This window comes from Marinobacterium arenosum (assembly GCF_019795155.1).
Lineage (GTDB): Bacteria > Pseudomonadota > Gammaproteobacteria > Pseudomonadales > Balneatricaceae > Marinobacterium_C > Marinobacterium_C arenosum.
This window is the reverse complement of the sequence record NZ_JAILYN010000028.1, coordinates 53,345-65,583: the sequence shown is the minus strand read 5'-3', so window position 1 is coordinate 65,583 and position 12,239 is coordinate 53,345. Positions and strand designations below refer to the sequence as shown.

General features: G+C 54.9%; 14 protein-coding genes and 1 pseudogene. 4 read left to right on the top strand and 11 right to left on the bottom strand.

All coding sequences use genetic code 11. The annotated features are described in order from the left end of the window. Positions 1-202 (top strand): annotated as a pseudogene (locus K6T12_RS13615) (IS256 family transposase); the annotation flags it as partial. 115 nt (positions 203-317) lie between these two features. Here K6T12_RS13615 and K6T12_RS13610 read toward each other — a convergent pair. The 5 genes from K6T12_RS13610 to K6T12_RS13590 all read right to left on the bottom strand — a co-directional run bounded on the left by K6T12_RS13610 (position 318) and on the right by K6T12_RS13590 (position 4,641). After that, positions 318-620 (bottom strand): DUF1330 domain-containing protein, encoded by a 303-nt coding sequence (locus K6T12_RS13610; RefSeq protein ID WP_255611725.1) that lies wholly within the window; start codon positions 618-620, stop codon positions 318-320. 118 nt (positions 621-738) lie between these two features. Then, positions 739-1,479: a hypothetical protein gene (locus tag K6T12_RS13605; protein ID WP_222223410.1), complete on the bottom strand. Its 741-nt coding sequence runs from the start codon at positions 1,477-1,479 to the stop codon at positions 739-741. Between the two features lie 488 nt (positions 1,480-1,967). Continuing rightward, entirely contained in the window at positions 1,968-3,263 is a 1,296-nt protein-coding gene (locus K6T12_RS13600) for an AAA family ATPase (protein WP_222223408.1), read from the bottom strand. A 488-nt stretch (positions 3,264-3,751) separates the two neighbouring features. After that, positions 3,752-4,246, bottom strand: coding sequence for a GNAT family N-acetyltransferase (locus tag K6T12_RS13595; protein WP_222223406.1), 495 nt, complete (start codon positions 4,244-4,246; stop codon positions 3,752-3,754). Further along, complete coding sequence (locus K6T12_RS13590; RefSeq protein ID WP_222223404.1) at positions 4,243-4,641, bottom strand: rhodanese-like domain-containing protein; 399 nt, start codon at positions 4,639-4,641, stop codon at positions 4,243-4,245. Before K6T12_RS13590 ends, K6T12_RS13595 begins: the two co-directional genes overlap by 4 nt. Before the next feature lie 214 nt (positions 4,642-4,855). Between K6T12_RS13590 and K6T12_RS13585 the strand changes: the two genes are divergently transcribed. Continuing rightward, entirely contained in the window at positions 4,856-5,797 is a 942-nt protein-coding gene (locus K6T12_RS13585) for a helix-turn-helix domain-containing protein (protein ID WP_222223402.1), read from the top strand. Between the two features lie 136 nt (positions 5,798-5,933). Here the strand turns inward: K6T12_RS13585 and K6T12_RS13580 are convergent, their stop codons facing one another. Further along, positions 5,934-6,167: a hypothetical protein gene (locus K6T12_RS13580; RefSeq protein WP_222223400.1), complete on the bottom strand. Its 234-nt coding sequence runs from the start codon at positions 6,165-6,167 to the stop codon at positions 5,934-5,936. Positions 6,168-6,333: 166 nt separating this feature from the next. Here K6T12_RS13580 and K6T12_RS13575 point away from each other — a divergent pair, with 166 nt between their 5' ends. Next, positions 6,334-6,564 (top strand): helix-turn-helix domain-containing protein, encoded by a 231-nt coding sequence (locus K6T12_RS13575; RefSeq protein ID WP_222223398.1) that lies wholly within the window; start codon positions 6,334-6,336, stop codon positions 6,562-6,564. 114 nt (positions 6,565-6,678) lie between these two features. Here the strand turns inward: K6T12_RS13575 and K6T12_RS13570 are convergent, their stop codons facing one another. From K6T12_RS13570 to K6T12_RS13555, 4 genes are all read right to left on the bottom strand, one after another. Next, positions 6,679-7,104: a hypothetical protein gene (locus K6T12_RS13570; RefSeq protein ID WP_222223396.1), complete on the bottom strand. Its 426-nt coding sequence runs from the start codon at positions 7,102-7,104 to the stop codon at positions 6,679-6,681. A gap of 314 nt (positions 7,105-7,418) precedes the next feature. Beyond that, positions 7,419-7,724: a panthothenate synthetase gene (locus K6T12_RS13565; protein WP_222223394.1), complete on the bottom strand. Its 306-nt coding sequence runs from the start codon at positions 7,722-7,724 to the stop codon at positions 7,419-7,421. 64 nt (positions 7,725-7,788) lie between these two features. Continuing rightward, the gene (locus K6T12_RS13560; protein WP_222223392.1) at positions 7,789-8,520 is read right to left on the bottom strand and encodes a c-type cytochrome; all 732 of its coding nucleotides are present in this window, start codon (positions 8,518-8,520) and stop codon (positions 7,789-7,791) included. 12 nt (positions 8,521-8,532) lie between these two features. Continuing rightward, complete coding sequence (locus K6T12_RS13555) at positions 8,533-9,804, bottom strand: sulfite oxidase (RefSeq protein WP_222223390.1); 1,272 nt, start codon at positions 9,802-9,804, stop codon at positions 8,533-8,535. Positions 9,805-10,020: 216 nt separating this feature from the next. Between K6T12_RS13555 and K6T12_RS13550 the strand changes: the two genes are divergently transcribed. Continuing rightward, positions 10,021-10,701, top strand: a complete 681-nt coding sequence (locus K6T12_RS13550; RefSeq protein WP_222223388.1) for a type 1 glutamine amidotransferase domain-containing protein — start codon at positions 10,021-10,023, stop codon at positions 10,699-10,701. Between the two features lie 487 nt (positions 10,702-11,188). Here K6T12_RS13550 and K6T12_RS13545 read toward each other — a convergent pair whose 3' ends face one another. Further along, entirely contained in the window at positions 11,189-12,010 is an 822-nt protein-coding gene (locus K6T12_RS13545; protein WP_222223386.1) for a polyphosphate kinase 2 family protein, read from the bottom strand. Positions 12,011-12,239 lie beyond the last annotated feature (229 nt).

Below are 12,239 nucleotides of genomic sequence, written 5' to 3'. Positions count from 1 at the left end.
CGAGGCGGTACACCGCCAGTTCCGCAAACTGACTAAAACCAAGGGCGGCTTCGCCAACGAGACCAGCTTGTTGAAGCTGCTGTATGCGGGGATGCTGAAGGCCTCCGAGAAGTGGACGCATCCAGTACAAAACTGGAATCTGACGCTATCCCAGTTGACCATCCACTTCCCGGGCAGGGTGGATCAATATGTGGACCTGTGATTTACGCTGACACAGAACTATGAACACCCTCGAGGCACAGCCCGTGCAGCACTCTGTGCGGGCCTAGAGATTGAACAGGAACGTTTCATCTGCCCTACTTTTCTGGAACAAACGACTAAGCATTTTTTTCATAGCTGGCGATGATCGTTGTATTACGGACAGAGTGAACAAAGTACTGCTCTTTGACTTGCTGATATTCTGCATCAGCAAAGAAGCTATCCATTGCAGATTGACTAGGGAAAGTTATGGTAAACACTCGATTTATCGGTTCATCCACCTGGGAAAGCAGCACTTCGGATACGACAAAATCGAAACCAAAGCCACCGCCATAGTTAACCAAAATCGGCTTCATCGCCTCCCGGTACTTTGTATAAACTTCTCGATCCGAAACCTCAAGCCCAACCAGCATCTCATACATTATTTAATCCCTATTTCTTTTACAGAAAGTTTCATCTGACCCCACTTATTCCAGAACAAGAAAGTTTCATTTGACCCCAGTTTCTAACCACGGCTTGATATTGCAAAAAATATACAAGTCACACTCCTCTCAAGTGCGTTAAAACACCAATTGGCTGATCATAGATATTTAAGGAATTTTTATCATACAAAAAGACATCTTCAATTTTCACTTGACATTTTGCGACTTTGTTTGCAGAAGCACTGATCACACACCTTTGAAAACTAACAACATACATTGCTGGTATCTTAATATTCTTCGGTTCACCACTGGTTGAATTAGAGTACCTGGCAGAAAATAAAAAATTACCAGCATATTCTTTCTTCATTGGCAAATAAAAATTATCTACATTCAAATCGACATCCGCTCTCACAACACCAAAATCATTTGGTATATACGTGTGACATCCCTGATTCTTAAAGCACTGCTGTAAATACAGAACATCATGATTCTTAAGTGTCATTTGAGTCGATTTTAGCGAGAACCCACTTTTATTCTTGTCGTATTCCGACAAATAGACATATGAGAAATATCTATACTTATCTTCCATCAAGCTTTTGAAATATTTTTTTCTACTTTCAACCAAATCATCTACGGGTAAACCAACCTCTTTCCTCGCTTTTATCATCGCGTACAACTGGGAATTAATAGGCAGAAGGTTTTCTTCGAAATATTTTTCATTACTACTTTCCGACCTATAAATTTCCGCAACAATCGTCTCGAAATCAAGATCCTTGTACTCAGCCCATTGAGCCTTTGGAGTTGACAAATTAGCACATCCTGAAACAACAACCACAGCCGACAGGCATAATATTTTCACGAAGACCTCCTTTTTATATGATTTTAAATTTACCATTCTATTGTGATATCAATAAACCATAAAAATAGCGACGCATAACATCTGCATACATAAAACACTGAATATCCCCCATACCAGAAAACACATAGCCAGATATAGACGATTGAGAAGGAAGGTGATAATGATAAATGTTCGATATCTGCTTCCTTGCAAATCATGCATGCTTCATATCTGCAGTATACGGAGTCCTCTCTAGCTACCCGGCCCCGTATTCCATCTGCTTGATTCTGAAACATTTTTCCACGAGCTTCCAGCACAATTCGTGCCTCTTTGATGTCAGGTCAATGAAAATTTCACCTGCAAACCAGTCACGTAGCCAAACCAACTGTATGAAAGTCTCATCTGACCCCACTTTCCGCCTGACCCCACTTTCCGCCCAAACCAAAAATCTTCATCTGACCTCACTTTCTAAGCGTTGGGAGTTACTCTTAAATGCTATGTTAGAATTTTTAGTTTCCGTCTTCCGGTGCAACATTACTAGAAAATGTCTTGAAGGCTTCATTAAGCAGTTGCATCATTTCTTTTTGAGACTTTTTCTTGGCAGAATGCATTTTCTTGTCTTGCTCTTCGAAATAAGCCAATGCAAACGCACCATAAAATGGATTTGAAAAACTATATTTCCAAGAATTTTCATCGAACTTAATCAGCTCACCGAAGTCTTCTTTTTCCAACTTTGCCAGATCTGTTTTGAGTTTATTCTTAGATATTTTTATATGGTGTTCTGCAGCCCAGTCATGTAGAGCCTCAAGCTGAGCACCATCCTGTTCCTGATGAGCAACGATACGCAAAGTGTTTTCCGTTGAGGGAACCTTCATCGCCTTGTCGAACGATTTTTTAATAGTGTCTTCTACACTTTTAATATACCGCTTCAAAGCTTCTTTGAGATCGTTGTAGTCAAATTCAATAGGCTGGGGAACCGTTTCCTTTACAAGTGCAGCATCACACATAAAATAACAAAGCTTGTGGCAAATGGATCCAAGACCATTAGAGTAATGGATGATTTCATCTTGTAATCTTTCAGGAATGATTATATTTAAGGCTTTACAACCTTTTTTGATTATTTCTCGTATTTCATCATTGTTCATTAAATGAACTTGAAATTCAGAAATTCTGGTATTCATTTCTGCATCAGTTTCCACAACCTCCCTTGCTGAATTTACAGCGCCGATTGCAATAACTTTCAAATCTTCGTGCTCATCAGACAAGTTAACAAACACTTTCATCATTTGTGCTAACTTCTCTTTCTCTTCACCCTCAATTTTATGAAAATCTTCAAGCACCCAGCAATATCCAGCCTCACCGAGAAGTTTAGCTAACCTCTGAGGTGTTAATTGTGGTGGCAAGTAACGTTTTTGTTTATGAGCTTGACCGCTTTCAATACTGGCTTGGAGCTGAGTTTGAATAGCTAAATAATTAGCTTTAGCTCTACCATTGATTGATGATTTAACATTATTGGTTACCTCATCAATGTAAAACTCACCCAACTCATCAAAAGCATCTAGAACAACCTCTTCAAATGTCATGCCTTTCATGCAATTGGTAGTTATTTGTTTCTCATACACTCGATGTAGAAGGTTTTGAACTAACGTACTTTTTCCAGAACCCGTGTGTCCAAACACAACCAATTGAGTTCCAGGAAGCTCTAGTGCGGTAACGATATCATCGTTGAATTCATCGCGATCTACAAACGTTACTCTTGCAGGTCTACTAGGAGTGAAGACCTTCTTTAATTCATGGATTTCCAATTTATTTCTCTTTTCCAACTGAGTTAAGCAAATTTATAACATTTGCATATACAACATGCCGTATATCTCCCCATACAAGACTGCGCATAGGTAGAGATAACCGATTGAAAAGGAAGGAGATACTAAGGAGTGTTCGATATCTGCTTCCTTGCAAACCACGCATGCTTCATATCCGCATTATACGGGGTCTCACTATCTACCCGCCCCGCTATCCATCTGTTTGATTCTGCAACAGTTTTCCACGAGCTTCCAGCGCGATTCATGCCTCTTTGGTGGCAGATCAATAAATATTTGACGCACAAACAGGATACACAGCCAAACCAACTGGATAGACATCCATATTTTTAGCGTTTGTTTAAGAATAATTTCAGCTTAGGCTGTGTACGACGCAGATAGCCCAAAAAAGAAAAAGCCCTCTCCGAGTAGAATCGGAAAGGACTTTTCGGTGGTTCACTGAGAAAGTGATATCGGTTATTAAAATAATCGCGTCAGCCTGCACCAGTTTCCGCCAGTTGCAGCAGCGCATCACCGCTAATCTGATACCCTTGCCACTGGCATTGCGGTTCCGCGCCCAGCGATTCGTAGAACGCCCGCGCCGGTTGGTTGTCGGTCAGTACATCCCAGCGCATCCGGCTGCCGCCGGCGGCCTGGCAGCGTTGGGCGGCGGCTTGCATCAGCTGGCTGCCGAGCCCCTGGCCTCGGTAGCGGGCGTCGATATAGAGTTCCTTGATCACCAGCCAGGGGGTGAGGTCGTAGCTGAACGGCTGGAAGTAGTAGACCAGCATCCCCGCCAGCCCCTGGCCGCTGTCGGCCACCAGCGCGTGAAAGTCGCCCCGGCCGCCACGCTCGAGCAGATCGGCGGCGGTGACCCGGAACTGGTCCTCGTAGCCCTCGAACCGGGCCAGCTGCCGCATCAGTGTCAGCAGCGCGTCGCAATCCTCCGTCCGGGCGTCACGCACCCGGATTGCCGTTTCGCAGCTCAACTTTGGCTCACCAGACTGAAGCCTTCGTCCAGCCAGCCGGTGACGCCGCCGATCATCTTCTTGACCGGGCGGCCCAGTTTGGCCAGCCGGATAGCGGCTTTCTCGGTGGCGTTGCAGTGCGGGCCGGCGCAGTACACCACGAACAGGGTATCGGCCGGGTACTCCGCCAGCGCGGCCTCGTTGATCCGCGGGTGCGGCAGGCTGATCGCGCCGTCCACATGGCCGCATTTAAAGGCTTCATCACCGCGTACATCCAGCAGCACGAAGTCCTGCCGGTTGTTGGTCAGCGCATGGTGGACATCCCAGCAGTCGGTTTCGAAGCGCAGCAGGGATTCGAAGTGGACCAGGGCTTCGTCGCTCGGCGCGGCGGCCGGTCGGGATACGGTGGATGACATGGAGCCTCCTTTCGTTTTTGTTTTCTTGTTCGTTTGCTTTATGAACATCTGTGGCCACCATTATTGCCGGTAGCCGGAGACTCTGGCCATTGGCTTGAAAGACGACATTCGATAATATCAAGCCAACTTCTTTTAGTGTTTTTCAGTTTTTTCGAGCTCTTCTTCGAGCTTTTCTTCGAATTCTTTTTCGATATTTAAAAAGGGGGCAAGCGCCATGAAGCGGGTTGCGATACTGGCGTATGACGGCACGGCTCTGTTCGAGCTCGGCTGCGCGGTGGAACTGTTCGCCCTGCCCCGGCCGGAGTTCGACGACTGGTACCGGGCCGAGGTGGTCAGTTTCGAGCGGGGCGCGCTGGGCGCCACCGCCGATATCCAGCTGCAGGTGACGGCCGTCGACAGTCTGGCGGATTACCAGATGCTGGTGGTGCCAAGCTGGCCGGTGGATCGCCAGCCCAGTGAGCGGCTGGTTGAAGAGATTCGCGCACTGTACGCACGGGGCGGTATGGTGATCAGCTTCTGCTCCGGCGCCTTCCTGTTGGGCTATAGCGGGCTGCTGGACAACCGCCAGGCCACCACCCACTGGCGTTATGCCGAGCGGTTCAAGCAGCGCTTCACGGCGGTCGATTATGTGGAGGATGTGCTCTACGTCTATGACGGCCGGCTCGGCTGCGCCGCCGGCAGTTCGGCGGCACTGGACCTGGGTATCGCGGTGATTCGCGACCAGTTTGGCTACCAGATCGCCAACCAGGTGGCGCGCCGGCTGGTGATGGCAGCCCACCGCAGCGGCGGCCAGTCGCAGTTCGTCGAAACGCCGCTGATGCAGCGGCCCAGCCAGTTCGCCGAAACCCTGGACTGGGCGGTGCAGAACCTGTCGGCCGGCATCAGCGTCGACCAGTTGGCCGAGCGGGCCAATATGTCGCGCCGGACCTTCGACCGCAAGTTTCGCGCCTCGCTGAACATGACGCCCAATGAGTGGCTGAGCCAGCAGCGGATCGAGCTGGCCAAGCAGCTGCTGGAGGGGACCGAGCTGTCGGTGGAGCAGATCGCCACCCTGGCCGGTTTCGACAACGCCGTGACCCTGCGCCATAACTTCCGCAAGTACCTACAGTTGTCGCCGCTGCAGTACCGGGTGCAGTTTGGCCGGCGGTTGGCTTAATCCTGTAGGGCGCAGTTCAGTGCGCCACCGCCACAGGCGGTTTACCCATAAGTGGAGCCCTGCGGGCTCCTGGTCGGCCGGAGCCAACCCTACAACCAACCAGAGCCCCCCTACAGTGCGCCAGAGCCACAGGATGCTAATGCGCTGTCGGCTTGGCCGTCGCTGAACCGCCTTCGCGCTGCCGATGCAGGCGTTCGATCATCTCCTTCAACCGCTCCAGCATATCGTCGATGGCCATCGCATAGTGGGCACGGACTGCGGGTGACGGGTTGTACTCGGTGAATTCGATGTTTATCCAGACATTGCTCAATGCCTGCAACTTATCGATCTGGATCAAGATCGCGTCATGTAACTCTTCTTTACCGTGCATCCAATACCTCCCTGTGCTCATTTCCATTACGGTCTTTCGCTCTAATAGTCACCTAGAATGACTAGAATTTACTAAAAGTGACATATAGACACCTAAAGAGTCAATTAGTCTGTAGTTCCGTTCGGAGCGATTAGCGAGCCTTAGCGAGTATCTGGCAGGAGGCGCTATGACCCCGGAAAAGGCATTAGGCAAGGCAATCAAGGTTCAACGTGTGGAAGCGGAGCTGTCCCAGGAGCAACTGGCCGAACAGTGCGAGGTGGACCGCACCTATATTTCCAATATCGAACGCGGCAACCGGCAGCCGTCCTATAAAACCCTGCGCCTGATCGCCGCCGCGCTGAAGACCAAGGCGTCGGAACTGATCCGCGATGCCGAACAACGCGAGCAATCTGAATAGGCCCGGCCGGCAAGCGGCAGCTGTAATTGCATAAAAAACCCGGGATTTGTGCTTCAAATCCCGGGTTTTAGTCCGCTTCAGCGCCGCTTTGAACGGGGCTGCCGCTCCAGCGGGTTAAGCGGGTTGATTGATGATGCTGAACTCCTTGCGCATCGCCGTCACCACCAGCCCGACCAGCAGTTCGAAAATATGCTGCTCGATCGCTTCCGGCAGATAGGGGATGTCGAACTTCTTGTTCAGCCTGCTGCCGAGTATCGATTCCAGCTCAGCCGCATCGGTATCGGATATACCGTCCCGTGAATGTTTTACCAAACCGTACAGTTCGTTCGGCAGGTTCTGGTACAGCAGACGATCAAACCTTTTGACCGTTTTCACCAGTATCGTTTGTTCAGTACCTTCCTTGATAAAGGGAATATCGATCTGCTCATTCAGTTTCGACGCCAGCACCTCCACCTCGTCGTCGGAGAGCATCTCAACCTGGTTTTCCATATCCTCTTTGATGGCTTTGCGTTGACCTTCGGTCAGGGTAATCGTGGTCATCGTTCACTCCTTGAGCTTTCTCAGTCCCTGCTCGGCTAGATAGGGGCGGAAACCCTAGCAGACGGTTCCTATCCAGCGCATTGTTCCGACAGGAACAACCGCCAGGCGCCGGTATCCGGCCACGAGGCAATGATCATATTTACGGAAGGGAATATTGAGGGGATTCGATACTCGCTTCCATGCGACAGAACTCTGCTGACCGACCAGACGGCCAGCGGGTACGGCGTTGAGCCGGGCCAACCGTTGCCGAGGGCCGGCAACGGATATCGGTACAGCCTAGTACAAATCGAGCGTTATGGGCAGCTTGTAAAAACTCAGCCCCAGCGTTTGCCCAGCTCCGCCAGGCCGGCGTCGGCCAGCGCTTCCGGCGTCATGGCCGGATAGAACTGGCACTTGGCGTCGAACTTCAGAAACAGCGGCTCGGCGATCGACGGGATCTGCGACGGGTCGGCCAGGTCAACCACCATGGTGCCGCCACGACAGCCATGCGGCGCATAGAAATACACCGCCTCCGGCTTGATCTCCTCCAGAACCTCTTCCAGCAGCTGACCTGCCGTGCCGTTACGCACCAATGTATTGAACGGCTCTATCGGGAATTCAAAGTTGACTACGGTCTTCATTGTTCTGACCTCAATAAATGCTTAATCGACGGCCGCCTGATACCGGCCTTCCGCGCCGATATTTTCAGCGGGACGTTTCGCCATAGTGTTCGCTCAGGTAATCGAGCAGCTGCTTCAGCTGTTCCTCCGCCAGCGGCTCCATCCCCTGCTCCTCGACCATCCACTCAAGGGTGTACTGCCATCGCTCACGACTGAGCCCCTGCTGCTTGACCAGCATCAGCGAGTGGCAGGCGGAACAGCGCCCATACACCAGCTCCCGCCCCTCGCCCGGCGGCAAGCCGCCGTAGTCGAAGGGAGTCGTACCATCGGCCTCTTGGCCTTGCTTAACAGCCGGCGGCTGATCGGACAGGGTCGCCAGATAAGCGATCAGTGCCTTGCGCTGGCTTTGATCCGGCAGGCCGGCAAATGCCATCCGGTTGCCGGGCGCAAAGCCGGCCGGATCTTTCAGGTAGCCGTCCAGTCGCTCGGCACTCCAATGACCGCCAAGCGCCTTCATGGCCGGCGAGTAGTCGAAGCCGGCGGCGGAGGCCACCGGTCGACCGATCAGGTTCCAGAGATTCGGCCCCAGTTTGTGTGGCGCACCGGCCTGCAGGCTGTGGCAGGCATTGCAGACCAACGCCAGCAGCGCCCCCGGCGCGTTCAGCGTTGCCCCGGTTGATGGCGACTGCTCAGCCTGCTCCGTAGCGGCGGTTGCGCTGGTTGCGATCACTGCCCACAACAGCAGCCCCCGGAGCAATAACAGCGGCCGCGGCACTGGCCACGCCACCACCCGGTCAATCATCGACTGATTCGCCATCTCCACCCTTCCTTAAGCAACTCGCACCGCCACCCGGTGGTAGCTGTTATTGAGATAGCCTTTCGGGTTCCAGGCGATGGCGAACGGCTGACTGACGCCGTCACTGTCGGTCGCCCTGGCCCAGATCTCGTAGTAGCCGGCCTGCGGGAACTCCAGCTGGGCGCGGAAATGCTGCCAGGCGGCAGGATTGACCGGCTCGCTCAGCTCGGCTTCCAGCCAGCTGGCGCCGAAGTCGATCGACAGCATCACCGACCTCACCTCGCGGTCGCCGGCCCAGGCGTGGCCGCGCACCTCCAGCGAGCGGCCGCTCACTTCGCTGCCGGTGGCCGGGTGGGTGATCAGCGACTTGACCGGCATCCGCTCGATGATCACGAAATCCTTCTTGTCGACCTTCTCGCCCGGCGCCACCGGCCGGTTCGGCACCCGGTAGGAGGTGCCGGTCATCTTCGGCCCGTCATGCACCTGGTCACGCAACTGAATGCGGGTCAGCCACTTCTGCGAACAGGAGCCGGGCCAGCCGGGAATCACCAGCCGCAGCGGCGCCCCGTTCATCGGGTGCAGGGGCGCACCGTTCATCGCGAAGGCGATCAGGTTCTCGTCGCCCATCGCCTTGGCGATCGGCACGCCACGGGAGATCGGCAGTTTGCCGGCTTGCCCCGACAGGTGCGTGTCGGCGCCATAATGGGCGGTGTAGACCACGCCGGGCTTGATGCCCACCACTTTCAGCACGTCGGCCAGCCGCACGCCGGTCCAGCTGGCACAGGCCACCGCACCGTAAGTCCACTGGTTGCCGCTGGCCGGCGGATTGAAGAACGCCCGGCCGTTACCGCCGCACTCGATCACCAGCTCGCGGGTGATCACTTCGAAGTTTTTCTTCAGATCCGCGATGCTCAGCTGAAGCGGCTTGTTGACCAGACCGTCGACGGTCAGCTGCCAGCTGTCGGCATCCATATTGGCCGGCGGGATGCCGTTGTTGCGGATAAAGTGGCGGGCGGTCGGGGTGGTGGCATCGTCCAGCAGGTGGGGTGGCGTTTCGGCGTTGACCGGCCGATCGTTCAGGACCACCAGCCCCTCCTTGCCGGCCAGGGTGACGTTGGCCGCCTCGTCGGCCAGTGCCACCGGGATCAACCCGTCCGGCAGATTGCGCAGATAGGGGATCGCGCTCACCCCCAGCAGCGATGCCAGGGTTGCCCCGCCCATGCCGCGCAGGAAACCGCGCCGCGAGGCTGCCGTGGAATCGAGCGGTTGCTGTTCGGCCGGGGTCGGCTTGTCGGAGTCACGCATGGTGCCACCTCCTGTAGTTCGTTTGCGCTTAGTGAAGAAGATAAGCACGTCTGGCCTACAGCTCGATGGCCGTTCGGATTTACCTGCCTGTCGCGTCGGAGGGCAGTCGATCTTCTACAGTGTAGGACAGAGCAGCCGATGCCCCTACGCTCATATCGTTTTCAGGCCAGTGGGGGCAGGCAACCGGCCCGAATTGCCAACTTGAAGGTGTCCACCATGAAGATCCTGATGGTACTGACCTCGCACGACCAACTGGGTGACAGCGGCGAGAAAACCGGCTTCTGGGCCGAGGAGTTTGCCGCGCCCTACTACCTGCTGAAGGAAGCCGGCGCCGACATTACGCTGGCCTCGCCGGCTGGCGGCCCGGCACCGGTCGATCCGAAAAGCGAGCAAGCCGACGCCCAGACCGAGGCGACCCGCCGCCTGGCGGCGGACCCGGCAGCCAAGCAGCTACTGGCCGAAACACTGCCGCTGGATCAGGTCAGCGCCGACCGGTTCGACGGGCTGTTTTATCCGGGCGGCCACGGCCCGCTCTGGGACCTAAAGTCGGATAGCCACTCTATCGCACTGATCGAAAACTTCCTGGCCCGGCACAAGCCGGTGGCGGCGGTCTGTCATGCGCCGGCGGTGCTGCTCGAGGCCCGCAAGGAGAACGGCGAGCCGCTGCTACGCGGCCTCAAGGTGACCGGCTTCAGCAACAGCGAGGAGCGCGCGGTCGGGCTGGATGCGGTGGTGCCCTATCTGTTGGAGGATGAACTGAAAGCGCGCGGCGCACTCTACGAGAAGGCGCCGGACTGGCAGTCTTTCATGGTACAGGACGGCCGGTTGATCACCGGCCAGAACCCGGCCTCGTCGGAACTGGTGGCCGAAGCATTGCTACTGCAATTGCAGGACTGAGCGGTAACGCCAATCGACGGTCAACCGCAGTCTTGTCGGACCCGGTGGCCGAAGCACTGCTACTGCAATTGCAGGACTGAGCGGTAACGCCAATCGACGGTCAACCGCAGTCTTGTCGGACCCGGCGGCCGAAGCATTGCTACTGCAATTGCAGGATTGAGCGGTAACGCCAAGCGACGGTCAACCGCAGTCTTGTCGGACCCGACGGCCGAAGCACTGCTACTGCAATTGCAGGACTGAGCGGTAACGCCAATCGACGGTCAACCGCAGTCTTGTCGGACCCGGCGGCCGAAGCATTGCTACTGCAATTGCAGGACTGAGCGGTAACGCCAATCGACGGTCAACCACAGTCTTGTCGAGCCCCGGTGGCCAAGGCATTGCTACGGCAGTCCTGAAATTCGCGGGTTTGAGGGAACATCTACACCAGGGGAACCAGCGCCGCGTGGACACATAAAGCGTGCCCACCCTACCAGGCTGAAAACAACACTCAGTCGACGCTCAGGCCCAGTTCGCGCCAGGCGGCTTCCACCATCTTCGGATCGATCGGCGGCGGTACCACATCCACCCCTTTCTCCAGTGCCTTGGTCACGGTCTTCAGCACCGCCACCCGGGCATACCACTTGTGGTTGGCCGATATCAGCCGCCAGGGAGCCTGCTCGGTGCTGGTCTGGGCGAACATCTGATCGGTCGCCGTTTCGTAGTCGGCCCAACGGGCACGGTTGCGGATATCCTCGTGGGTCAGCTTCCAGCGCTTGTAGGGGTTGTTCAGCCGCTCCTGGAAGCGGCGCAGCTGCTCCTGCGAATCGATATGCAAAAACAGTTTGATGATCCGCACACCGTCATCCACCAGCATCCGCTCGAACTCGTTGATCTCCTGATAGGCGCGCTGCCATTGCCGTTTGTTGGCGTAGCCCTCGATCCGCTCGACCAGCACCCGGCCGTACCAGGAGCGATCGAAGATCGACAGGGTGCCGGGGATCGGCAATCGGTTCTGGAACCGGTACAGGTAGTGACGGCCCTGCTCCTCTTCGGTGGGCGCGCCGACCGGATGGACCTTGTAGCCACGCGGATCGAGCCGCTCACCCAGCCGGCGGATGGCGCCGCCTTTGCCGCTGGCGTCCCAGCCCTCGAAGACGATGATCGCCCGCCGGTTCTGGTGGTAGTAGGCCTGCTGTACCCGCTGCATCCGCTTCTGCCACTTTTTCAACCGACGCAGATACTGTTCACGGTCGGCGATCGTGGCGGTCAGATCCAGCTCTGCCAGGCGGGGCGGATTCGGCTCACGGACAATCTCACTGGGCTGGTACATTGTTCAACTCCCTGACATTACGGCACCGGCGCCCAGCTTAACGCCCTCAGAAACTCGCAACAATATCGAACATTATCGATTACTGCGTTCCAGGCACCGATCCAACTTGAGCATGATCAAGGCGCCCCATCGGCAAATTGGTTAATGAACGATCACTTCGTGACATAGGTCAAATTTACCTAACATGTAATTAGGTAGCCTGTTGCCCTTCCTTAAATTGCCAAGGCAG

Excerpts from the sequence above, each read along its gene's own strand:
- K6T12_RS13550 (WP_222223388.1), top strand. The coding sequence starts at position 10,021 with ATGAAGATCCTGATGGTACTGACCTCGCACGACCAACTGGGTGACAGC.
- K6T12_RS13585 (WP_222223402.1), top strand. The coding sequence starts at position 4,856 with ATGAAGCGGGTTGCGATACTGGCGTATGACGGCACGGCTCTGTTCGAG.
- K6T12_RS13565 (WP_222223394.1), bottom strand. The coding sequence starts at position 7,724 with ATGAAGACCGTAGTCAACTTTGAATTCCCGATAGAGCCGTTCAATACA.
- K6T12_RS13575 (WP_222223398.1), top strand. The coding sequence starts at position 6,334 with ATGACCCCGGAAAAGGCATTAGGCAAGGCAATCAAGGTTCAACGTGTG.
- K6T12_RS13610 (WP_255611725.1), bottom strand. The coding sequence starts at position 620 with ATGTATGAGATGCTGGTTGGGCTTGAGGTTTCGGATCGAGAAGTTTAT.
- K6T12_RS13580 (WP_222223400.1), bottom strand. The coding sequence starts at position 6,167 with ATGCACGGTAAAGAAGAGTTACATGACGCGATCTTGATCCAGATCGAT.
- K6T12_RS13590 (WP_222223404.1), bottom strand. The coding sequence starts at position 4,641 with ATGTCATCCACCGTATCCCGACCGGCCGCCGCGCCGAGCGACGAAGCC.
- K6T12_RS13560 (WP_222223392.1), bottom strand. The coding sequence starts at position 8,520 with ATGGCGAATCAGTCGATGATTGACCGGGTGGTGGCGTGGCCAGTGCCG.
- K6T12_RS13570 (WP_222223396.1), bottom strand. The coding sequence starts at position 7,104 with ATGACCACGATTACCCTGACCGAAGGTCAACGCAAAGCCATCAAAGAG.
- K6T12_RS13555 (WP_222223390.1), bottom strand. The coding sequence starts at position 9,804 with ATGCGTGACTCCGACAAGCCGACCCCGGCCGAACAGCAACCGCTCGAT.
- K6T12_RS13545 (WP_222223386.1), bottom strand. The coding sequence starts at position 12,010 with ATGTACCAGCCCAGTGAGATTGTCCGTGAGCCGAATCCGCCCCGCCTG.